Origin of the sequence: Isoptericola luteus, from assembly GCF_020297055.1 — a bacterium.
Taxonomy (GTDB): domain Bacteria; phylum Actinomycetota; class Actinomycetes; order Actinomycetales; family Cellulomonadaceae; genus Isoptericola; species Isoptericola luteus.
Genome location: NZ_JAIXCQ010000003.1, coordinates 22,396 through 44,016 on the forward strand (window position 1 = coordinate 22,396; position 21,621 = coordinate 44,016).

Here is a 21,621-nt window from a genome sequence, read left to right on the forward strand (position 1 = left end):
CGTCGCCTAGGACGAGACTCTGCGTCGCAGACCCCGGAGGGCCTCGGCAAGGCGGTCGACCAGCCGCCACCAGTGGACTGCGGGCCCTCCTGCGTGGCGGACCGAGTCCGCCACCCGCTCGCAGTTGCGGCGGTCATGATAGCGAACCATGCGTTGCGCACGCTCCCAGTGATCTGGGGACATCGTGAAGCCGCTGGTCGCAGCCCTGGCCACCTCGTCAGCCAGCCGGTCGACCTCCGTGACGATGGTTCCCGGCAGGTCCCGCTCGACGTCGAGGAACGAGCCGTGCGGACCGAAGAACCTCTCCTGGTCGAACTGGTAGTACAGGACGGGCCGGCGCAGGAGCGCGAAGTCGAACGCCACGGAGGAGTAGTCGGTCACGAGGCAGGCGTGCTCGCGCATCAGGGTCTGGACGTCCACCTCGCCCTGCCGCAGGACCTGGACGCCGGGGGCGTCGAACAGGTCGGCGTAGTGACGCATGTTCGGGTGCAGGATGAACGTCACCTGCAGACCGTCCCGCATCTGCGCGGCCAGCACCGGGTGCGTGAGGAACGACTCCCACCGATCGCGGTACTCGCTCGAGGAGAACGCGTCGTGCTGGCCCAGCCACTCGCGCCAGGTCGGGATGACCAGCAGGCCCTCCGGCTCGCGCTCGATCGGCGCCAGCAGGCTGTCGAACCGCGGGAGACCGGTCACCCGGACCTGGCCCGGCCGGTAGCCGAACGCCTCGAGGGCGACGTCGCGCTCGCGGTCCGAGCTGACGTGGAACCGGTCGGTGAAGAACCCGGGAGCGCGACGCCCGTAGTTGGCCGTCATGTTCTTGGTCCCGGAGATGCCGTGGCGGATGAAGACCCGCACCCCGCGGATCCCGGCGACGACCCGGGGGTGCCGTGACGGGAGCAGGTACTCGGCGTGGTGCGTCCCGACGATCCTCGACGCCAGGAACGCGGCCCGGATGTGCTCGCGCGAGCCCCGCAGCACCACGTTGCCCAGCCCGTCGAGCCGGGGCAGGTCGGGCGACGACTCCTCGATGACGTAGTAGACCGCCCGGCGCGGGAAGTGCTCGCGGACCCACCGGAAGAGGTGGTAGCCGTTGTCCTGGGCTTTGTACGGCAGCTCGCCCACGAGCCAGACGCCGAGGAACGGGCGCACGAGCGGCAGCAGCCACGCGAGCCGGGTCCACCGGCGCAGGTACGCGAAGGAGTCCTCGCTCATGCGCTCCACGCGGACCGACACGTTGGCCGCACGGAACGTCGCGTACGGGAGGAACTGGACGACGTCCCCCCCGAGGCTCGCCCTCCCGGGGCGCAGCACGCTCACGCGCCCCTTCGTGCTCACCCGCTTGCTCTGCACGAGCCCGTCAGCGTCCTCGACCTCGACGAACAGGTCCAGGGTCTCGTCGTCCTCGTCCAGCCTCTCGGCGAGGTCCTGCAGGTCGACGACGGCCGTGGCGCGCTGGACGGCCACCGCGGGATCGCGGCGCGACCCCTGCGCGTCGTCCTCGACGAGGCAGGCAAACCGGTGGCGGGCGGCGCTCTCGCGGGACGCCACCACGATCCGCACGTCGTGCGCCCGGCGGTCCACGCCGCTGACGGTCACCTGGAAGCGGGCGGTCTTCTCGCCGAGCCTCAGGTCGTCCACCACCACCTGGAACCTGCGCACGCCCTGGACGATGTCGCCACCGCTCACCGGCGCCGGCACCTCCCGGCTGCCGAGCGCGGGGACGATACCGCGCAGGTGCTCTCGGATCGGCCCGACTCCATCAATACTCCTTACGGCAAGCCCATGGACACTCGCGGGTGGCCACGACAGTGTATGCCCTGGGCCCCCGGCCTCCGCCCGCACCGAGGCACGACGAAAACCGCCATCACCTGCGGCGACGTACCTCATGAGCTACGAGACGTGCGGGAGCCCACCGACCATGCCCGCCGCGACGGTCTTGTTCGTGACCTCGTCCACGAGGATGAACGAGCCGGTCTCCCGGTTCTGACGGTACGGGTCCACGAACAGCGGCTGCGTCACGCGGAGCTGGACGCGGCCGATCTCGTTGAGGCCGATCTCGGTCGCCTCCTCGTCGCGGTGCAGCGTGTTCACGTCGACGCGGTAGTTGATGTCCTTGACCATCGCCCGCGCCCAGCGGGTGGTGTGCTTGATGGCGTACTTCTTCCCCTTGACCAGCGGCGACGACTCGTCCATCCAGCAGACCTGCGCGTCGATGTCCTGCAGCGCGGCCGGGGAGTTGTTCGGCCGGCAGATCATGTCGCCGCGGGAGATGTCGATCTCGTCGGCGAGGCGGACGGTCACCGACATCGGCGGGTAGGCCTCGGCCACCGGGCCGTCGGCCGTCTCGATCGTGGCGATCGTCGTCTCGAGCCCCGACGGCAGCACCCGCACCTTGTCGCCCGGCTTCATGACCCCGCTCGCGACGGTGCCGGCGTACCCCCGGTAGTCGCGCGCGTCGTACGACTGCGGCCGGATGACGCACTGCACCGGGAAGCGGACGTCCTGGAGGTTGCGGTCGCTGGCGACGTGCAGGGTCTCGAGGTGGCTGAGCAGCGGACGCCCGTCGAACCACGGCGTGTTCTCGCTCCGGTTCACCACGTTGTCGCCGACCAGCGCCGAGATCGGGATGAACGTCAGGTCCGGCACCCGCAGCCGCGACGCGAACGCGGTGAAGTCGCGGCGGATGGACTCGAAGACCTCCTCCGCGTAGTCGACGAGGTCCATCTTGTTGACGCAGACCACGATGTGCGGCACGCCCAGCAGCGTGGCCAGGAACGTGTGCCGGCGGCTCTGCTCGATGACGCCCTTGCGGGCGTCCACGAGGATCAGCGCGACGTCGGCCGTCGACGCACCGGTGACCATGTTCCGGGTGTACTGGATGTGCCCGGGGGTGTCCGCGATGATGAACTTGCGCTTCGGCGTCGCGAAGTAGCGGTAGGCGACGTCGATGGTGATGCCCTGCTCGCGCTCGGCACGCAGGCCGTCGGTGAGCAGCGCCAGGTCCGTGTAGTCGTTGCCACGGTCCTTGCTGACCTGCTCCACCGACTCGAGCTGGTCGGTGAAGATCGTCTTGGAGTCGAACAGCAGCCGCCCGATGAGGGTGCTCTTGCCGTCGTCGACGGAGCCCGCGGTGGCGAAGCGCAGCAGGTCCGCGCTCGTGTCGACCACGGCGGGGGCGGTCGTCTCAACAGTGGTCATGGCTTAGAAGTAGCCCTCTCGCTTCCGGTCCTCCATGGCGGCCTCGCTGACCTTGTCGTCGCCGCGGGTCGCTCCGCGCTCCGTGAGGCGCACGGCGGCGACCTCCTTGACGATCTCGGCCAGCGTCGACGCCGTCGACGCGACGGCGGCCGTGAGGTTGGCGTCGCCGACCGTGCGGTACCGCACGGAACGCACCTCGGCGGTCTCGCCGTCCCTGAGCGGCGTGAACTCGTTGACGGCGAAGAGCATGCCGCCCCGTTCCACGACCTCGCGCTCGGCGGCACGGTAGAGGTCCGGGATGTCGATGTCCTCGGCCTCGATGTACGCCCAGATGTCCAGCTCGGTCCAGTTGGACAGCGGGAAGACCCGGATGGACTCGCCCTGGTGCACCCGGCCGTTGTACAGGGTCCAGATCTCCGGGCGCTGGTTCTTCGGGTCCCACTGGCCGAAGTCGTCGCGGAAGGAGAAGACGCGCTCCTTGGCGCGGGCCTTCTCCTCGTCCCGGCGGCCGCCGCCGAACAGCGCGTCGAAGCCGTTCTTCTCCGCGGCCTCCAGCAGCACCGGAGTCTGGATGCGGTTGCGCGACCCGTTCGGCTCCGGCGTGACGAGCCCCCGGTCGATCGCCTCCGGCACGGACGCGACGACGAGCTGGACGCCCAGGCGCTCGACCCACCGGTCCCGCGTGGCGAGCACGGCCGGGAAGTTCAGGCCCGTGTCCACGTGCATGATCGGGAACGGGATGCGCGCCGGCGCGAACGCCTTGGCAGCCAGGTGCAGCATGACGATCGAGTCCTTGCCGCCCGAGAAGAGCAGACAGGGGCGCTGCATCTCCGCGACGACCTCACGGATGATGTGGATGCTCTCCGCCTCGAGGCTGCGGAGCTGACTCAGGACGTGAGTCGTCACGGCTGGGCACCTTCCTTGATGTCGACCCCGGCCTGGACGAGCGCCGCGCGCAGGTGCGCGGCGAGGGCCGGGTGGCACACGAAAAGATCGGGAAGCCAGGGATCCTGGCGGTTGTAGCGCAGCGGCGAGCCGTCCAGCCGCGTGCAGTCGAGGCCCGCGGCCCGGGCGACCGCGACGGGTGCGGCGGAGTCCCACTCGTACTGGCCGCCGGCGTGCAGGTACGCGTCGACGGTGCCGTCGACCACCGAGACCACCTTGACGCCTGCGGACCCCATGGGCACCAGCTCGACGTCGCCCCGCTCGGCGAGGGCGGTGACGAACGCCGGCGGGCGGCTGCGGCTCGCCGCGATCCGCAACGGCCGGCGCCCGTCGAGGACGTGCTCGACGCCGGCCGGGGTGCGGCCGTCCGCGGTGCTGAGCACCGCGTCGCGGGCGGGCAGGCCGACCGCACCGGCGGTCAGGCCCCCGTCCCGCTCCCACAGGGCGACGTGCACGGCGAAGTCGTCGCGCCACTGCCCCGCCGCGCCGCCGCGGGCGTGGCGCTCGGCGAACTCGCGGGTACCGTCCAGCGGGTCGACGATCCACACGCGGTCTGCCTCGAGCCGCGAGAGGTCGTCCCCCGCCTCCTCGGAGAGTACGGCGTCGCCGGGGCGGGCGCGGGAGAACGCGGCGGCGAGCCAGGCCTGGGCGGCGGCGTCCCCGGCGTCCTTGAGCTCGGACGCCACGAACCGGCCGCCCTCGGCGTCGACGGCCTCCCGCAGCCCGCGCAGCACGGCGCCCGCGCCCGCGACGAGCGCCGCGGCGAGGTCGACGTCGCTGAGCGACGGCGCCGGAAAGGCGGGAATCGACAAGACGGCTCCTCGGCGAAAGGCTCTGGACGACACACCCGGACGGGTGCGGCCGACGCTACCATTCGTCCATCTGATGGTCCGGATCTTCCCGATCCGCGGACATTTCCGGGTGAGAGCCCCGACCCTCCACCGACAAGGACCGGTTTGATGACCACTCCCGCCAGCACGCGCGTCCTCACCGAGGACGAGCTCGACCTGCTCGAGCTCGCGCTCGGAGGCGGCACCGGCATCGTCCCGGGCTGTGTACCGGGCGCACCTGGCGGCGTCGTCGACGACGTGACGCTCACCGATGCGGAGAACACGCCGATCGCCGTCGTCGGCGCCGCGGGCGTGCACGCGCTGCGACCGCTCGCCCGCGCCGCCGGACCGCACTGGGACCCGACGTCGCGACGGACGGCGGACGACGTCCGCGCGGCGCTCGGGGACGCCGCCGGTGCGCCGGGGACGGTGGCCGTCGTCGTCGACGACGTTCCCACCCGCGTCGAGGCCGAGGCGCTGCGCGGCCTCGTGGCCGACGCGCGGCACGTGCTCCTCCTGGTGCCGGCCGCCCGGCGGGCCCCTGGCAGCGGGCGGCTCGGCGCCCCGGGTCTCGTCCGCGCCGTGCGGTCCCTCGTGGCTGCCGTGCACGCCCCCGAGGGCGGCGACGCGCCCGGGCCCGAAGCCGTCGAGGTCGTCGTCGTCCCCTGGCCACGGACGGCGCCGGACGGACTGCGGTGGTCGGACGTCGGCGGCCGGTACGGCGCCCACCGGACGGTCGTCCTGGCCGAGCACCGCGACGCACGGACCAACGCGCGGCTGACGGCGCTCGACGACCTGTGGTCGGACGAGGTCGCCGCGCTCTACCCCGCAGGGTGTGCCCGCGAGGTCGCCCGCGCCGCACGCGGCGCGCACGCCCCGGGCGCGGTCGTCTTCTTCACCGGCCTGTCCGGCTCCGGCAAGTCGACCCTCGCCCGAGCCCTCGCGGCGGAGCTCGACGACGAAGGCCTGCGCGCCACGCTGCTCGACGGCGACGAGGTGCGCCAGCACCTGTCCCGGGGCCTCGGCTTCGACAGGGCCTCCCGCGAGCTCAACGTCGAGCGCATCGGCTACGTCGCCGCCCTGGTCGCCTCGCACGGCGGGGTTGCCGTGGCCGCGCCGATCGCGCCGTTCGCCTCCGGGCGGGCACGGGTGCGAGAGCTGGCCGAGGGCGCGGGCGCGTTCCTGCTGGTGCACGTGAGCACGCCGCTCGAGGTGTGCGAGGCGCGCGACCGCAAGGGGCTGTATGCCAAGGCACGCCGCGGCGAGATCGACGAGTTCACCGGGATCTCCTCGCCCTACGAGGAGCCGACCGACGCGGACATCGTCATCGACACGTCGCGGACGAGCGTCGACCACGCCGTGGCGCAGGTGCGCGAGAAGCTGCTGGCGCACCTCGAGGCCGCTGCCGGCTGAGCGTGGCACGCCGACCGAGCCCGTCGAGACCTCGACTCAAGAAAGCTCGGTCTCGACGTGCTCGGTCCCGCCAGGCTCAGCGACCGGTGCGCGAAGGCTTCTGCCGCGCGCGCGGCGCGACGCCGCCGGCACGCCCGGAGGTCTGGGCCTCCCGGTGCGCGCGCACGAACTTCTTGTACTGCGCCAGGACCTCGTCGGTAGGCCCGTCCATGACGAGCTGGCCCTGGTGCAGCCACAGCACGCGGGTGCACATGGCGTCGATCGTGCTGATCGAATGGCTCACCAGGAAGATCGTTCCGGCGTCCTTGCGCACCTCGTCGATCCGCGCCTTGGAGCGGGCCTTGAACGCTGCGTCACCGGTGGCGAGCGCCTCGTCGATCATGAGGATGTCCGGGGTCGCCGCCGACGAGATCGCGAACCGCAGCCGCGCCCCCATGCCAGACGAGTACGTCTTCATCGGCATGTAGACGAAGTCGCCGATGTCGGCGAAGTCCACGACGTCGTCGAAGCGCTCCTCGACCTGCTTGGGCGTCAGCCCGAGGGCCAGGCCACCGATCCAGATGTTGCGCTCGCCCGTGAGCTGCGGCATCAGTGCTGCGTTGACGCCGAGCAGCGCCGGCTCGCCCGCCGCGTAGACGGCGCCCTGGTGCGGCGGGATGAGACCCGTGATGGCGCGGAGCAGCGTGCTCTTGCCGGAGCCGTTGATGCCGACGATGCCGATGGACTCGCCGTGGTGCGCGACGAAGGAGACCCCTCGCACCGCGTGCACCTCGCTCACGGCGCCCACGTGCTGCGACGTCGAGGAGAGCAGCCGCTTCACGAACGACCGCTTCGGTGCCTTGGCCTCGCGCACGTTCTCGTTCCCGGCCGCCGCGACCTGCTTCGCCTTGCCGCCGAACACGCGGTAGACGATGTGCAGGTCGTCGACCACCAGGACCGGCTCGCCGACGTCCGCGACGGGCGGCCCGTCCACGAGGTCCTCGGGGTCGAGCTCGGCGTCCAGGTCGACGTCGAGATGAAGATCGGACTCAGTCACGGCCGTACCGCTCCTCACCACGCCAGAACACGATGAACCCGACCACGAAGACCACGACCGCCCAGCCGGCGGCCCACGCCCACATCATCGGGTCCGGGGGGATGTTGGGTTCCTGCGTCAGGGTCGAGCGACCCAGGTACAGGAAGACCGCGACCGGCTGGTACTCCAGGATCGGCCCGACGACCGCCTGGACGCCGTCCGACAGGTTGGAGACGTAGTGCGTCACGGGGAAGATCACGCCGGAGCCGTACATCACGAGCCGCAGCACGAAGCTGATGATGTTGTCGAGGTCCGGGGTGATCGCCACGGCGCGCGCCACCATGAACGCGAGCCCCGTGTTGAAGAGCCACAGCAGCGCCACGAGGCACGGCAGCAGGAGCCACTGCCAGGTGACGTACACCGTCGGGTACCTCGGGGACAGCCCGCTGAGCAGCACGATCGCGCACATCACGACCAGCGAGGGCACGAGCGTCGCGAGCAACGACACGACCTGCGCTATCGGGAGCACCGCCCGCGGGAAGTGCAGCGACCGGATGAGGTTCGACTTCTGCGCGATGCTCCGGGCCCCGCCGTGCACCGACTGCTCCACGAACCGGAAGAGGAACGTGCCGATGACGATGAACGCGATGACGTTCTCGACGCCCCGGTTGGTGTTGAGCAGGAACCCGAAGATCAAGATGTAGGTGACCGCGTTGAGCACCGGGTTGAGGACCGCCCAGAGCTGACCGAGGTAGTTGTTCTGGTTCTTCGAGTAGGCGGTGGCGGTCCCCAGGACGCGGATGAACGCCCAGCGCGAGACGACGTCCTTGATGTAGGCGCGCAACGGGGGTCGCACACCCATCTGCTGGAGGCCGTGCTGCGCGGCGACGGCCCGAAGCTCTGAGGACGACGTCGTCGGGACGATCGGCTCCGGGGGGCGGAGCGGATCGTTCCCAGCGCCGCCCGGCGTCCCGCGGTCGCCCGAAGCGGCGCCCGTCGTGGTGTCGGTGGTCACGAAACTTGCATACCCGTCTTCCGAGGTACGGCCAGCGGCTGTCCGGCCCCGTCGATCCTACAGCGACCCGGACACCCCGAAATGTCCAGATGACCGTGGAATACTCGGTCTCCCCACCGAATCTTCACCTCCACGGGAAGGCCTCGATGTCGCACCTCACCCCGCCGCGGCGCCCGCTCACGGAGCGGGCCCGCCGGCGTGCCGCCGGTCTCGTCCTGAGGGTCGGGGCGCGCGCGAAGCGGATGGTCGAGAACTCGATCGCCGGCAGGCCCGAGACCCCCGACCCCGGCCTCGCGCAGCTGCCTTCGTACCCGGTCGTGGCGTACTTCGGCGAGCACCCCGCGCAGGCCTACCAGCTGCGCCAGTGGCTGCCCGTGCTCGAGCAGGTCGCGGAGCACCACGCCCTCGCCGTCGTCACCAGGGACTGGTCCGCCACGGCGCAGCTTCGCGAGATCACCACGCTGCCCGTGATCTATGCCCGGACCCTGGACGACCTCCGGCACGTGTACGCGCACGTGGACGTCAAGACGGTGATCTACGTCAACAACGGCATGCACAACTTCCAGTCGCTCATCTACCAGCGGGCGCTGCACGTGCACGTCAACCACGGGGAGTCCGACAAGATCTCCATGGTCTCGAACCAGGCGAAGGTGTATGACCACGTCGTCGTCGCCGGACGCGCGGCGATCGAGCGCCACGAGCGGGCGCTGATCAACTTCGACCTCGACCGGCTGGTCGTGTGCGGGCGACCCCAGCTCGACCTCGACATCACCCGGGCCCTCGATCCCGTCCCCGGCCTGCGGACCGTCCTGTACGCGCCGACGTGGTCGGGCGAGGACGAGGCGAACAACTACACGTCCGTGGACCGCTACGGCGTCGAGATCGTGCGCACGCTGCTGGCCCGCGACGACGTTCGGCTCGTGTACAAGCCGCACCCCCGCGTCCTGACCGCCGAGGACGAGGGCGTGGCGTCCGCCCATGCGGAGATCGTGCGGCTCGTGACGGCGGCCACCACGGCCGAGCGCCCGCACCAGCTCCCGCTCCGCGCGGACGTCCTGAGCCTCTTCGACGGCACCGACCTGCTCGTCACCGACATCTCCTCCGTCGGCCTGGACTTCCTGTACCTCCGCCCCGACGCACCGATCGTCCTCACCGACCGGCGCACCGACCGGGAGCGGATCCTCGTCGAGGCGCCCGTCGCGAGCGCGACCGACATCGTCGACGGCGACACCGTGGGCGACGTCGCGGACCTGCTCGCCGCCAACCTCGCCTCCGACCCGCGACGCGACGCGCGCGCCGCGATCCGGGACCACTACTTCGGCTTCAGCCGCGGCGAGAGCAGCCGGCAGTTCCTGGAGCTGGTGTCGCGCTGCGTCGCACGCCGCGACGCCCTGGTCGGCGGCACCGACGGCACCGACGGCACCGACGGCTGACCGTACGACGAGGGGTGACGACCGGGACTCGGTCGTCACCCCTCTCGTGGTCGCCCCGTCCGCGGGCGGGCGTTCAGAGCTCCCGGTTCGCGCGGTCCAGGTCCTCGGCGAAGTCCACCTCGATGGCGTACAGGTCCGAGATGTCGACGGGCGTCACCTTCATCCCGTCGTGCGCGATCGCCAGCTCGACCCCGCGCTCGAAGTACGCCTGGTCGTCGACCTCCGCCAGGCGCTCGATCAGGGTCGCCTTGTCCCGCGGCGCCACGTAGTTGATGCCGACGGCCTCCCCCAGCCCGCCGACGACGATCTTCGAGAGCTCGGCGATGTCGCCGTCGTCGTCGACCGTGTACTTGACCTCCTCGTCCCCCACGGACGAGGTGTTGACGCACACGAACGACCTGCCCTCGTCGATCAGAGGCTGGAGCCGGCGCAGCACGTCCGGGTGGAAGACGACGTCGCCGTTCATCCAGAGCACGCCCCGGTCCCCGGTCACCCGCAGCGCACGCAGGAGGCTCTTCGACGTGTTCGTCTGGTCGTAGAGCTCGTTGTAGGCGAAGGTCGCGTCGGGCATCGCCTCGAGGATCATCTCGAGCTTGAAGCCGACCACGATGAGCACCTCTGCCTCGCGACCGTAGACCGACCGGAGGTTGCCGATCTGCTGGGCCAGGATGGTCCGGCCGTCCCGGAGCTCCGTCAGCGGCTTCGGGTGCGGGCGCCCGAGCCGTGTCCCCATGCCCGCCGCCAGGATCACTGTCTGGATGCTCATCGCGTGCCTTCCTCGTCCCCGGTCGCGCTGCCGGTGCTCTGCGCGTTGGTGGTGCCCCGACCGTACTCGGCGGTGATCCGCGCGACCTCCTCGTCGCGCACGGCCATGAGCCGCTCGCACGCCTCGATGAAACGCCGCGTGGCCGCCCCCGGCTCCGTGTCGCCGAGGTAGTGGTCCCGGAGCCGGAGCCGCTCGGCCCTCGTCGGGTCCTCGGTCAGCTCGCGCTCGACGAGCCCCGCCACGTCGTCGAGGTCGTCGACCCGCAGCGCCGGCGCAAGCTCCAGCAGGGGGCTCGTGGCGATCACGGCGTCGCCCACCGGCCGCGTGACGACGATCGGCTCACCGGTGGCGAGCCAGTCCATGGCCACTCCGGAGACGTCGCACACGAGCAGGTCCGCGGCGGCGAAGGCCGGTGCGAGCTCGCGGTGCGTGTCGGTCCCGTGTGCGGCCCCCTCCGCCGGCGCGGGCGCCGACGCGAGGTACTCCCTGATCGCCGCGTCCGCGTCGCCGTACGCCGCCACCCGCACACCGGTCAACGGGTGCGGCCGGTAGAGAACGCGGTAGCGCCCGGACTCGACCAGCGCGCGCACGATCCGAGGACCGTGGGTCGCCACCGAGCCGTACTCCGCCGAGGGCTGGCCGCCCTCCCAGGTCGGCGCGTACAGCACCGTCGGCAGGGGGCCGCGCGGCGTCGTCGCGCGCAGCCGCAGCTGGTCGTCCAGCTGGGGGCGACCCACGGTGACGCAGCGTGCGTGGGCGTCGTACAGCGTGCTGAAGCGAGCCATCCGCTCCACGGCCGCCTGCCCGGCGACGAACGAGAAGTCGTACGCCTTGGTCTGGTTCGAGACCGTCACGAGCTTGTCGCTGTCGCCGTGCATGAGCGAGGCGTGCACCAGGTTGCCGAAGCGCAGGCAGCTGAAGTTCTCAGGGTTGTGGTTCACGTAGAGCGCGAGCTTCGTGGCCGAGCGGCCGAGCACGTCGTCGAGCGTCGTGTAGTGCGCGACCGTGCGCACGTCCAGGCCGCTGTCACGCCGGATCGCCCTGGTGGTGCGCGAGTCTCGCGTCACGACGACCACCGGGTGCTCCGCGTGCAACGCCCGGAGCGCGTCGTACCACTGCTCGATCTGATAGAGCGCCTCGGTGGTGTCGGCGAAGTAGACGAGCACCTCGTACGGCCAGGACGTACCGAGCAGCGCGGCGTCCTCGCCCAGCCCGTCCGGAGTACCGGCCGGCAGGAGCCCGAAGCGCCGGATCACCTTGCCGCCCGTCGATCGGATCCGGCGCCGCAGCGTCGCGCCGCGGGGTGTTGCGGGCATGAGTCTCCAGGTCGTCGGCGGTCAGCGAATGACGCGTCGAAGCATACCGGCCCACCGACCGACGATCCCCTGCCGCCGCTCCTCGCCCCGCGTCGAGTTCGGCGCCTGCTCGGCAGCCGCCGGCGGCCGCCGGCGAGCCATGTCCGCGAAGGTCTCGGCCCACCGGCCGACGACGGCCTCGTCGGAGTAGCGCTGCGCGGCGGCGACGGCAGCCCGGCGCATGCGGAGCACGGCCTCGTCATCCATCGTGACGAACCGGCAGATCGCCTCCGCGAGGGCGTCGACGTCCCCCGACGGCACGAGAAACCCGTCGACGCCGTCCGTGATGGCGTCCGCCGGTCCGTACCGGATGTCGTAGGCGATGGGCACGCAACCGCGCGACATCGCCTCCGCGAAGACCAGGGGCAGGCCCTCGGCGCGGCTGGTCAGCAGCATGAAGGAGGCGTCGGCGAGCCGGTCCGCGGCGCCCGTGACATACCCGTGCAGGGTCACGCCCGGGACCTTGGCGGCGCTCGTCTCGAGCCGTTCCCGCAGCGGGCCGTCGCCGTACACGTCGAGCGTGAGCTCGAGGCCCGAGAGGCGACGCGCCCGGCGCAGCCCCTGGATCGCCTGGCCGACGCGCTTGCGCGAGCTGAGGCTCGCGACGACCGCGCCGCGGTACCGCTCCCGCTCGTCGGGGGGCTCCGGCGGGAGATCCGTGCTGTTCGGTATCACGTAGGTGTTGTCCCGGCCGCCGACCCGGTCCTGGACGTCGCGCCGTTGTCCCTCGGTCAGGAACACCACCCCGTCGAAGTCGTCGAGGTGCTCGATCAGGGCGGCGCGGGTGCCCACGAGGGGGCCGTGCGCGTCCGTGGCGCGCGACGACAGGTGTGCCCCGTGCACGACCTGCGCGGTGTAGACGTCGTCGCTGCCCAGTGTGGCGAAGAACCGGGTCAGCGCCTTGCTGTCGACGACGACGTAGGCAGGTCGGTCGGGAAGGATCTGCTCGACCCAGTACCGGTAGAACGCCCAGGTGGTCCGCCAGTGCCGGCCCGGCCGGCCGTCGCGGGAGTACAGCGTGACCCCGCGCCCGCGGCCCGCGCGCACGTCGAGCGCGGCGAGCGACCCGTCGGCCCGGAAGATCCGGTGCGTCACCGGGTCACCGTCGTCACCGAGCTCCACGCGTACCCCCTCCCCCGTTTCCCCGGCGGGCTGCCGGACTGCGGGTGCGGTGGGCGACGCCCCCACGGCGTCGTCCGGCAGCCGCCGGACGTCGTCCCAGAGGTTGTGCAGCGTCACTCCCGGCACGAGCACACCCCGCTCCTCCAGGTCGACCCGGGTGGCCTCCACGTCGAGCCAGGGGTCGAAGGTCAGCACCCGGACCGGAACCCCGGACCGCTCCACGAAGGAGCGCGAACGGCGCAGCAGTGCAGAGGTCATGCCGCCGTAGTCGTCGGGGATGGTCCAGGTGGCAGCGGCGTGGCTCCCCGGAGGGAGGTCAACGGTTTGACGGTGTCCCGGAGACGACAGCACGTCGCCTATCGTAGGGACGTCCCCACCAGGCACAACCGGGCGTCCTCCGCCGGCCGGCAGTCCCCGCGGGACCTGCGTCTCGACCCGTGTCCCCACCCAGCTCGCCGTCACAGAAGCCGGAGCTGCACATGTTGTCGCACCGCCCAGCCCACCGACTGCGCCTCGCGCTTCGTTCCCTTCGGGCCGCAGTCCTCGGACCGTTCGCCAGGCGCCGGCGGGCCCCCGTGGCGGAGCCTGCGACCCCGCTGCTCCGGGAGGTCCAGCAGCTCCTCGGCGCCGGTGAGCTGCTCGCCACGCAGTCGGCGGTCGATCGCGCGCTCGCGACGGCGTCCCCCGCGGCCGAGGTGCACCTCGCCGCCGGCCTGGTGGCCCAGCGCCGACGGCTCTTCCCGCTGGCGAAGCACCACTTCGACGCCGCCGGCGACGACGTCGCACTGGCCCTGGCGCCCGGTCCCTTCGTCGAGACCGTCTTCCGCACCGACCCGGAGCGCGGGCTCGCGCTCACCCGGCAGTGGCTCGACGACACCTCCCGCTCGCTCGGTGCGCGGACCTGGCACACGATCCTGCGCTACGTCTTCGCGCACGGCGACACCGGCCTGCGGCACGCGGTGCACGAGCGTCTCGTCGCCTCGTACCGGGGCAACGAGGCGCACTGGCCCGAGGGAGCCGCGGAGATCGAGTGGCTCGAGCGGTGGCGCCGCGCCGACCGGCACGCGACCGCGCCGGCTCCCGGGACGCGGGTGCCGTTCGCGGTCATGGACTACGTCCAGCCCGGCAAGGCCAAGACCTCGCAGAACATCGGCGACCAGGTCCAGACACTGGCCTCCCTCGGGCACGTCGTGCGCCGGCAGGACCTGCGCTTCCACGGCGACCCGGACATCGTCGGCTTTGCCGAGGAGATGCAGACGCGGGTGCGGCCCGAGCTGCGCCTGTCCGGCGAGGCAGCCGACGTGGAGCTGTACCGCGTCGACCGCGACGCCTCCACCTTCCAGGAGTTCCCCGAGGGGACCTGGATGCTGGAGTTCGGCTGGCACGCCCACGACCTCGCCGGCACTGGCGTGTGGGACTTCCCCCTGCACCAGAACCTGCGGCCGATCTTCGTCTCCTTCCACTGCAACAAGCGCGGCCTGCTCACGCCGGAGTCCCTGGAGTACCTGCGGGCGCACGGCCCCGTCGGCTGCCGGGACTGGACGACGGTGGACCTGCTCCTCTCGCTCGACGTGCCCGCCTTCTTCTCCGGCTGCCTCACCACGACGGTGAGCACCGTGTTCCCCGAGCTCGCGGCGCGCCCCGAGCCCGCCACCGTCTACGTCGACGCGGTCCGCAACCCCGTGCCCGCCGGGCACGACAACGTCAAGCAGAGCTACCGCGGGGTGAAAGCCCGCACGTTCGTCGGAAACATGCGTGCGGCCGTGGACCTCCTCGAGTGGTACCGCACCGCCCACACCCACGTGGTGACGAAGCGCCTCCACTGCTACCTGCCCGCGACGTCCCTCGGGCTCGACGTCGACTTCGAGCCCGCGAACTACGCCGACGTGCGTTTCAACGGCCTGTACCCGCTCGACCACGACGGGTTCGAGGCCATCCGCTCGGGCATGATCGCCCGCCTCGAGCCCGTCCTCGGCGCGATCTTCGCAGGCCGTGACGCGGAGGACGTCTACGCCCTGTGGCGCGAGACCGTCGCCGGTGAGGTCGAGGTGGCTCGCGCCCGGCACACCGCCTCGACGCCGCTCCCGGCACTCCCCCGAGACCCCGCAGCGCTCGCCGCACCCGCCGCGGTCCGGGCCGAGCCCATGACCGACGTCGTCGACGTCGTGCTCCTGCCTCGGCGCGAAGAGCTCGCCCACGTCGGCGAGGTCGTGCGAGCCCTCGACGCGGCCGCCGGCCACCCGCTGCGGGTCTGGATCGTGGGCGCCGGTCTCCAGAAGATCCAGCTCCCCGAGGTCTCGGCCGGCACCCGCGTGCTCCGCGTCCCGAGCCGGCCGCTCGACCTCGACGTCGTGGGGATCACGCGCGGCCAGCGTCCGCACCTCGCGCTGCTCCCGGACCTGCTGCCCGACGTCGGGCGCGCCGTCGTCGTGCCGGTGGACTCGGTCGTCGTCGGCGACCTGGCCGACCTCGCGGCCGTCGACCTCGGGGACCACGCCGTGGCGGCCCGCCACACCTCCGCCGCCGACCCCAGCGGGTTCGGCCTGCTCTACCGCGCCGCCCGGCGTCTCGACGACGCACCGGTCAAGGCGTACGACTTCTACCGACGCATCCACGCGAGGCACGAGTTCGACTTCAACGCGTTCGACACCGGCGTCATGGTGCTCGACCTCGCCCGGCTGCGGGCCGAAGGCTTCTCCGCGACGGCCCTGACGGCCATGCGGGAGTTCCGCATCGACTCGCGCGAGGCGCTGCACCTGCACGTCGGGCCGCACCGCACCGAGCTCGACCCCGCCTGGGACCACGTCCCCACACGCGACGTGCCGATGGCGGACGCCCGGCTCGTGCACTGGGCCGACGCGACCAAGCCCTGGGGCGACGACTACGTCGCCCAGCAGGAGCTGTGGCACGACCGCGCCGAGGAGGCCCCGGTCGCCGCCGCATCGTGACCAGCGGCGGCGTCAGCGCCGCACGAGGTGGAGCCGGGAGTGCATCTCGCGGGTGAGCCCGTCGTGCTCGGCGAGGTACTCGTCGACCGCCTTCCGGCAGCCCGACCACGCGAAGTAGTCGTCGATCACCAGGCGGCCGCCCGGCACCAGCCGGGGCGCCACGCGCTCCAGGCACGTGCGGGTGGACGCGTACCAGTCGCCGTCGAGATGAGCCAGCGCGACGGGCTCGTCGCCCGTGACCGTGTCCTCGAACAGCCCGCGCACGAGCCGCACCCCGGACGTCTCCACGGGCAGCCCGTGGCGCGCGAACGAGTCGTGCACCTCCGTGTACAGGTCGCCGCGGTAGCCGTAGTACTCCTCGCCGCCGCGCCCCCGCGCCTCGCCCGCCGTGATCTTCGCGTACCGGGCGTGCACGTCCTCGCCGTCCTCGTCCGTGGGCGGCGGGATGAGGCCGAAGACGTCGTGGACGCTCAGCAGCCGCTCGGGCGACTTCGCCGCGGCCATGACGATGGCGGAGCCGCCGCGCGCCGTCCCGCACTCGAGCATCAGTCCGCCCACGCCCTGCGCCTCGACGTCCAGCACCGCCTGAGCGAGCTCGGCCAGCGGCCGGGCTCCGAGCAGCGTCAGGTGCTCCGTGCGGACCGCGTGGGCCACGGACGACACCGAGTCCGGCAGGTCGTCCAGCAGGGTGACCTCGAGCTCGCGCACCCGGCGACGCAGCCGCCGCACCTCGTGGGTGCGCCGGTCCAGCTCAGCACGGGCCGCCGACAGCTCGGCCCGGGCGGCGTCCAGCTCGACTCGTCCCCCCAGCGCGCTCGCCGCCCGCCGGCGCACCGCGTCGATGGTCTCCCGCACGCTCCTGCGCTGCATCGGCCCATCACAGCGCACCCGCACCGCTCGCGCCCGTCGACACGCCATGCCCGGGCACCGGACGGCCCGCCACGAACCGAGTTCATCGGGCCGTCACCCGCAGGTCGTCCGGCCGACGCCACCAGGCCGCGTCCCGCTGCGACCATCGACGCGTGACCGCACTCGTCGAGTCCCCCTTGCAGCTGCTGGGCGCCATCGAGGCGCACGCCGCCGGTCACTCCGGCGGCCGCACGCTGGTCCGAGCGCGTGACGACGTCCCCGCACTGCGGACGGCCGCGTCCGCGGTGGAGGCCCTCGGGCTCCCGGCCGGGCTGGACATCGTCGTCGGCCCTGGGCCGCGGCACCTCCCTGACGGCACCGTCGTCGTGGGCGACCCGTTCTCGGGCGCCTTCCAGAGCGCGCTGGTCCGGGCGCCGCGTACCCCCGAGCACCTCGTCGTCGTCGACGACGGCACCGCCACGCTCGACCTGGTGCGGCGCCTGCTCACCGGAGCTCCCCTGGTGCGTCTGACGGCGGCCGCAGGCCCGCTGCGGTGGACCCTGGGCACCCTCGCGGCACGTCGTCTGACCCGGCTCGCCCGCTCCGGCCGGGTGACCCTGTGCACGGCGCTGCCGCTGGACCCGGCCGATCGCGACGGCCTGCGGGAGCTCGGCGTCGTCGTGGCCGGGCACGGGTTCGAGTGGCTGCGCACCCGGCCGCAGAGCGACGTCCCCCAGGAGGCGACGGTCGTCGTGGGCTCCGCGTTCGTCGCCGACGGGCTCGTGCACGCCGACCGGTACGCCGCCTGGGTGAGCGGCATCGCCTCCGAGGGCCCGGTGCGGTATCTGCCCCACCGGCGCCACGACCCCCTCGTGACGGCCCTGTTCGCCCGGCTGCCCGGCGTACGGGTCGACGCCCCCGGTGCGCCCGTCGAGGTGCGCCTGCGGGGCCTGCGCCGCGGGCAGCGCGTGGTCTCCCTGCCATCGACGTCGGCGGTCACGCTGACCCGGCTGCTCGCTCCGCACGGCGTCCCGGTCACGCCGCACGCCGTCCCGGACTCATGGTGGACCGACCGCGTCACACCGCAGCTGCGGGCCCACCTCGACGCCGCCCGGACCCTCGCGGCTCGCGTGGCCCCGGCAGCGGCCGCCGGCTGCGCCGCCGCGGGCTCCCTGGCTCCCTCTCCCGTATGACCGGACCGCTCCGGGTCCTGGCCGTCGCCGACTCCGACTCCTACCTCAAGTGGGCCGCCTGGACCGTGGCCGGCCTGCGCGACGCCCTCGGCACGCCCGACGGACCGTCGTTCACCGACGAGCCGCCGCTCACCGGCGAGCCGCCGCTCACCGGTGAGCCGCCGCTCACCGGTGAGCCGCCGCTCACCACGGCGCCGCGCTCGTCCGTCGTCGTGGTCCGCTCCCCCATCGCACCCACGGCGGACCAGGCGCGGGCCGCCGTCGCGGGCACCGGCCTGCCCGCACCGCCCGTGCTCGGCACGGGTGCGCTGCGGCGGCTCGTGCGCGACACGCGACCCGACGTCGTCCTCGTGGCGGCCACCGGGCCGGTCGCGGAGCTCGTCGCGCGGCAGGTGGTGCGGGCCGCGGGGCCGCGCCGCCCCGCCCTGGTCACCGGTCTGCCCGGGATGGCCCTGCCCGCGACCCCGCAGGGCACCGGCTGGCGACGCTGGTGCGACGCGTTCGTCGTGCACGGGCGCGTCGAGGTCGAGGCCTATGCGACGGCGTTCGCCGCGCACGGTGTGCGGCCCGCGCTGCCCCTCGCCCCGCTGCCGTTCCTCGCCCACGGGCCCCGACCCGCGTCCGGTGCCGTGCGGCGCGTGCTGTTCGCCGCCCAGGCGAAGGTCCCGGCCGGGCGGTCCGACCGGGTGTCCCTTCTCGACGGGCTCGCCCGGCTGTCCGCCGACGGCCCGGAGGTCGTGGTCAAGCTGCGGGCGCGCGCCGGCGAGCGGCAGACGCACAACGAGGAGCATCCCCTCGACGCGCTGTGGGAGTCGGAGCACGCCCGGCTCGGGCACCCTGCCGGCACCCTCCGGTTCGCCACCGGGCCCATGACGGACCAGCTCGTGGACGGCACCGCCCTGCTCACGGTGAGCTCCACCGCCGGGCTCGAGTCGCTCGCCGTGGGGCTGCCGACGGTGTTCCTCGCCGACTTCGGCGTGCGCGCCGAGCTGCTCAACGAGCCGTTCTCGACGTCGGGCTGCATGCGCCGCCTGGACGACGTCGCCGCGACGCTGGCCGCCGGCGGGCCCGACGTCGACCCTCGGTGGGCCGACGACCACTACCTGCAGCGAGCGCCGTCCGAGCTCCCTGGCGCCGTCGCGGACCTGGTCGCCCGGGCCCGCGCCGGGGCGCTCCCGACCCGTCCTGTCCGCCCCTGGTCCGCGCACCGGCACGCGTACACCGTGCTGCGCTCCGCCCTGCCCGTGGCCACTTCCCTCGCCCTTCCCGTGCGCCGAGCACGCGGCTGACGTCGCCATGACGGTTCCATGACGGTTCATGGCGGCGTCGACCGCGTGCTCGGCGTAGGAGACTACGCGCGGTGGTCCGCGACGGCCCGCGCGGTGAGCCCGCGCAGGAACCCCGCGCCCCAGGCCAGGTGCATCGTGGCGATCACGACGGGCAGCAGCAGCGCCTCCCGGGTACCCAGCCGCGGACGACGCCCCGTCGCGTGCACGACGGCGAGCAGCAGCCCCGCCACGTAGGCGACCGGCAGCAGCGCCGCGAGCGCGAGCACCCAGGCGAGCCCGGCCAGCGCACCGACCACCCCCACCACGGCCGACGTCGCCAGCCCCGCGACCAGCGCCGGCGGGGCGAGGTAGCGCGCGCTCGCCGTCGTCGGGTCCCGCCGGATCACCTCACGACGCCACATGCCCGTGCGCCAGAACTGCTTCGCCACGGCCTGCACCGTCCGGCGCGGTCGGTAGGTGACCTCCAGCGACGGGTCGAACCACAGCAGCCCGCCGGCCCGGCGCAGCCGCAGGCACAGCTCCCAGTCCTCGGCCCGCACCAGCGACGGGTCGTACCCGCCGACCGCCTCCACCGCGGACCGGCGGAAGACGCCCAGGTACACGGTCTCCGACGGTCCCCGCTCGCCCCCCACGTGGAACGGCGCGGCCCCGATCCCCGCGGGATGGCTCATCGCGCGCGCGACCGCGCGCTGCACCGTCGTCGTGCCCACCGGGTGCATGCGGCCCCCCACGCCGACGGCGCCGGTGCTCCCGAGCGTCGCGACGGCACGGCGCACGTAGTCCGGCGGGAGCACGGTGTGCCCGTCGACGCGCACCAGCAGGTCGCCGGGCCCGCCGGCGAACGGCGCGGACGTCTCGATCGCGGCGTTGAGGCCGATCGAGCGCGACCCGGTCGGGTTGTCCACGAGATCGACGCGCGGGTCCGCGGCGGCGAGCGCCGCCGCGACCTCCGCCGTCGCGTCGTGCGACGGCCCGACGGCGAGCACGAGCCGCAGGGTGCCCGCGTAGTCCTGGGCGAGGACCGACCGGGCGGCCTCCGCGAGGTAGGCCTCCTCGTCGCGCACGCACGCGACGACGGCGACGGCCGGCGCCTCGGCGCGGTCCCGTACGGGGACCGCGGACGAGGCCACCGGCCGGCTGTCGGACATCCGGCCCCGCCGTCAGGCGTCGACGCGGCGCAGCCGCGACATCGGCGACAGCTCGCCGGGCATGACCCGCTTGGTGCCGTCACCCATGGCCTGCTCCAGGATCCGGATGTCGCGCACCAGGTTCGTCAGGCCCTTGGGCTCGAGCGAGGCCGCGTGGTCGGAGCCCCACATCGCGCGGTCCAGCGTGATGTGCCGCTCGACGGCGACCGCGCCCAGCGCGACGGCACCCAGCGAGATCTGCAGGCCGGTCTCGTGGCCCGAGTACCCCACCGGCACCCCGTACCGCTCGCGCAGCGTGGAGATGGTGCGCAGGTTCGCCTCCTGGGGCGGCAGCGGGTACGTGGAGGTGGCGTGCAGCATGACGAGGCCGTCGGTGCCGAGGATCTCCACGGCGGCGTCGATCTGCTCGAGCGTCGACATGCCGGTCGACAGGATCAGCGGCTTGCCCGTGTCCGCGAGCGCCCGCAGCAGCTCGTGGTCGGTCACGGACGCGGACGCGATCTTGTGCGTCGGGACGCCGAACTCCTCCAGGAACGCGACCGAGGGCACGTCCCACGGTGAGGCGAACCACTGGATGCCGCTCGACTTCGCGTACTGGTCGACCTCGGAGTACTGGTCGTGGGAGAATTCGACCCGGTACTTGTACTCGAGGTACGTCATCTCGCCCCAGGGCGTCTGCCGGATCTTGTCGCGCTGATCCTTCGGGGTGCTGATCTCCGGGGTGCGCTTCTGGAACTTCACGGCCTGGCAGCCGGCGGCCACCGCGACGTCGATGAGCTGCTTGGCGATCTCGACGTCGCCGTTGTGGTTGATGCCGATCTCGCCGATGACGTAGACGGGCCGGTCGGCGCCGACCTCGTGGTCGCCGATCCGAACGGTGCCGAGGGTGTTGTCGGTGGTGTCGGCGGCGGCAGTCGTGGCGGTCATGGTGTGGTCCTCTCGGGGTACGGGTCGTGCGGCAGGTCGTGCGGTGCCGGCGGCGGGCGCCGGGGTCGTGCTGGTCGTGCAGGCCGCGAGCACTCGGTCGCAGGCCTCTCGGACGGCGCCGTGGCCGCCCGCGGCGTCCAGGACGACGCGGGCGGCGGCGATCACCTCCTGG

17 protein-coding genes are annotated in these 21,621 nt (G+C 72.9%); 5 read left to right on the plus strand and 12 right to left on the minus strand.

The window, feature by feature from the left end; genetic code table 11:
* Positions 1–6: 6 nt before the first annotated feature.
* The 4 genes from LEP48_RS05130 to LEP48_RS05145 all read right to left on the minus strand — a co-directional run bounded on the left by LEP48_RS05130 (position 7) and on the right by LEP48_RS05145 (position 4,958).
* Positions 7–1,689: a CDP-glycerol glycerophosphotransferase family protein gene (locus LEP48_RS05130; protein ID WP_225564513.1), complete on the minus strand. Its 1,683-nt coding sequence runs from the start codon at positions 1,687–1,689 to the stop codon at positions 7–9.
* Positions 1,690–1,893: 204 nt separating this feature from the next.
* Complete coding sequence (cysN, locus tag LEP48_RS05135; RefSeq protein ID WP_225564514.1) at positions 1,894–3,201, minus strand: sulfate adenylyltransferase subunit CysN; 1,308 nt, start codon at positions 3,199–3,201, stop codon at positions 1,894–1,896.
* A gap of 3 nt (positions 3,202–3,204) precedes the next feature.
* Positions 3,205–4,107 (minus strand): sulfate adenylyltransferase subunit CysD, encoded by a 903-nt coding sequence (gene cysD / locus LEP48_RS05140; protein WP_225564515.1) that lies wholly within the window; start codon positions 4,105–4,107, stop codon positions 3,205–3,207.
* Positions 4,104–4,958 (minus strand): inositol monophosphatase family protein, encoded by an 855-nt coding sequence (locus tag LEP48_RS05145; protein WP_225564516.1) that lies wholly within the window; start codon positions 4,956–4,958, stop codon positions 4,104–4,106. Before LEP48_RS05145 ends, cysD begins: the two co-directional genes overlap by 4 nt.
* Positions 4,959–5,105: 147 nt before the next feature.
* Between LEP48_RS05145 and cysC the strand changes: the two genes are divergently transcribed.
* A complete protein-coding gene (cysC, locus tag LEP48_RS05150; RefSeq protein WP_225564517.1) occupies positions 5,106–6,389 on the plus strand; it encodes an adenylyl-sulfate kinase in 1,284 nt (427 codons plus the stop codon).
* Between the two features lie 76 nt (positions 6,390–6,465).
* On the opposite strand, the gene LEP48_RS05155 is transcribed toward cysC, so the two are convergent.
* Together LEP48_RS05155 and LEP48_RS05160 are read right to left on the minus strand one after the other, a co-directional pair.
* Positions 6,466–7,425 (minus strand): ABC transporter ATP-binding protein, encoded by a 960-nt coding sequence (locus LEP48_RS05155; RefSeq protein ID WP_225564518.1) that lies wholly within the window; start codon positions 7,423–7,425, stop codon positions 6,466–6,468.
* Positions 7,418–8,419: an ABC transporter permease gene (locus tag LEP48_RS05160; RefSeq protein WP_225564519.1), complete on the minus strand. Its 1,002-nt coding sequence runs from the start codon at positions 8,417–8,419 to the stop codon at positions 7,418–7,420. The genes LEP48_RS05155 and LEP48_RS05160 overlap by 8 nt, the downstream gene beginning before the upstream one ends.
* Before the next feature lie 146 nt (positions 8,420–8,565).
* Here LEP48_RS05160 and LEP48_RS05165 point away from each other — a divergent pair, with 146 nt between their 5' ends.
* Complete coding sequence (locus LEP48_RS05165; RefSeq protein WP_225564520.1) at positions 8,566–9,852, plus strand: CDP-glycerol glycerophosphotransferase family protein; 1,287 nt, start codon at positions 8,566–8,568, stop codon at positions 9,850–9,852.
* 73 nt (positions 9,853–9,925) lie between these two features.
* On the opposite strand, the gene LEP48_RS05170 is transcribed toward LEP48_RS05165, so the two are convergent.
* The 3 genes from LEP48_RS05170 to LEP48_RS05180 are packed head-to-tail and all read right to left on the minus strand — an operon-like array spanning position 9,926 to position 13,353.
* Positions 9,926–10,618 carry a phosphocholine cytidylyltransferase family protein gene (locus LEP48_RS05170; protein ID WP_225564521.1) on the minus strand — a complete coding sequence of 231 codons (693 nt, stop codon included), beginning with the start codon at positions 10,616–10,618 and terminating at the stop codon, positions 9,926–9,928.
* Positions 10,615–11,934 (minus strand): CDP-glycerol glycerophosphotransferase family protein, encoded by a 1,320-nt coding sequence (locus tag LEP48_RS05175; RefSeq protein ID WP_225564522.1) that lies wholly within the window; start codon positions 11,932–11,934, stop codon positions 10,615–10,617. Before LEP48_RS05175 ends, LEP48_RS05170 begins: the two co-directional genes overlap by 4 nt.
* Before the next feature lie 21 nt (positions 11,935–11,955).
* Positions 11,956–13,353 carry a glycosyltransferase gene (locus tag LEP48_RS05180; protein WP_225564523.1) on the minus strand — a complete coding sequence of 466 codons (1,398 nt, stop codon included), beginning with the start codon at positions 13,351–13,353 and terminating at the stop codon, positions 11,956–11,958.
* A 317-nt stretch (positions 13,354–13,670) separates the two neighbouring features.
* Here LEP48_RS05180 and LEP48_RS18715 point away from each other — a divergent pair, with 317 nt between their 5' ends.
* Positions 13,671–16,043, plus strand: coding sequence for a glycosyltransferase (locus LEP48_RS18715; protein WP_225564524.1), 2,373 nt, complete (start codon positions 13,671–13,673; stop codon positions 16,041–16,043).
* 12 nt (positions 16,044–16,055) lie between these two features.
* Here the strand turns inward: LEP48_RS18715 and LEP48_RS05190 are convergent, their stop codons facing one another.
* The gene (locus LEP48_RS05190; RefSeq protein WP_225564525.1) at positions 16,056–16,913 is read right to left on the minus strand and encodes a TylF/MycF/NovP-related O-methyltransferase; all 858 of its coding nucleotides are present in this window, start codon (positions 16,911–16,913) and stop codon (positions 16,056–16,058) included.
* Between the two features lie 152 nt (positions 16,914–17,065).
* Here LEP48_RS05190 and LEP48_RS05195 point away from each other — a divergent pair, with 152 nt between their 5' ends.
* Both LEP48_RS05195 and LEP48_RS05200 read left to right on the plus strand, forming a co-directional pair.
* Positions 17,066–18,085: a hypothetical protein gene (locus LEP48_RS05195; RefSeq protein WP_225564526.1), complete on the plus strand. Its 1,020-nt coding sequence runs from the start codon at positions 17,066–17,068 to the stop codon at positions 18,083–18,085.
* On the plus strand, positions 18,082–19,374 hold the full coding sequence (locus LEP48_RS05200; RefSeq protein ID WP_225564527.1) for a DUF6716 putative glycosyltransferase: 1,293 nt from the start codon (positions 18,082–18,084) through the stop codon (positions 19,372–19,374). The genes LEP48_RS05195 and LEP48_RS05200 overlap by 4 nt, the downstream gene beginning before the upstream one ends.
* Before the next feature lie 62 nt (positions 19,375–19,436).
* Here LEP48_RS05200 and LEP48_RS05205 read toward each other — a convergent pair whose 3' ends face one another.
* Together LEP48_RS05205 and LEP48_RS05210 are read right to left on the minus strand one after the other, a co-directional pair.
* Positions 19,437–20,522 (minus strand): glycosyltransferase, encoded by a 1,086-nt coding sequence (locus LEP48_RS05205; protein ID WP_225564528.1) that lies wholly within the window; start codon positions 20,520–20,522, stop codon positions 19,437–19,439.
* A 12-nt stretch (positions 20,523–20,534) separates the two neighbouring features.
* The gene (locus tag LEP48_RS05210) at positions 20,535–21,449 is read right to left on the minus strand and encodes an N-acetylneuraminate synthase family protein (protein WP_225564833.1); all 915 of its coding nucleotides are present in this window, start codon (positions 21,447–21,449) and stop codon (positions 20,535–20,537) included.
* Between the last annotated feature and the right edge of the window lie 172 nt (positions 21,450–21,621).

Bases quoted from the DNA above. Each gene is read 5' to 3' on its own strand.
- LEP48_RS05175 (WP_225564522.1), bottom strand. From the start codon at position 11,934: ATGCCCGCAACACCCCGCGGCGCGACGCTGCGGCGCCGGATCCGATCG.
- LEP48_RS05180 (WP_225564523.1), bottom strand. From the start codon at position 13,353: ATGACCTCTGCACTGCTGCGCCGTTCGCGCTCCTTCGTGGAGCGGTCC.
- LEP48_RS05200 (WP_225564527.1), top strand. From the start codon at position 18,082: ATGACCGGACCGCTCCGGGTCCTGGCCGTCGCCGACTCCGACTCCTAC.
- cysC (WP_225564517.1), top strand. From the start codon at position 5,106: ATGACCACTCCCGCCAGCACGCGCGTCCTCACCGAGGACGAGCTCGAC.
- LEP48_RS05190 (WP_225564525.1), bottom strand. From the start codon at position 16,913: ATGCAGCGCAGGAGCGTGCGGGAGACCATCGACGCGGTGCGCCGGCGG.
- LEP48_RS05205 (WP_225564528.1), bottom strand. From the start codon at position 20,522: ATGTCCGACAGCCGGCCGGTGGCCTCGTCCGCGGTCCCCGTACGGGAC.
- LEP48_RS05210 (WP_225564833.1), bottom strand. From the start codon at position 21,449: ATGACCGCCACGACTGCCGCCGCCGACACCACCGACAACACCCTCGGC.
- cysN (WP_225564514.1), bottom strand. From the start codon at position 3,201: ATGACCACTGTTGAGACGACCGCCCCCGCCGTGGTCGACACGAGCGCG.
- LEP48_RS05165 (WP_225564520.1), top strand. From the start codon at position 8,566: ATGTCGCACCTCACCCCGCCGCGGCGCCCGCTCACGGAGCGGGCCCGC.
- LEP48_RS05170 (WP_225564521.1), bottom strand. From the start codon at position 10,618: ATGAGCATCCAGACAGTGATCCTGGCGGCGGGCATGGGGACACGGCTC.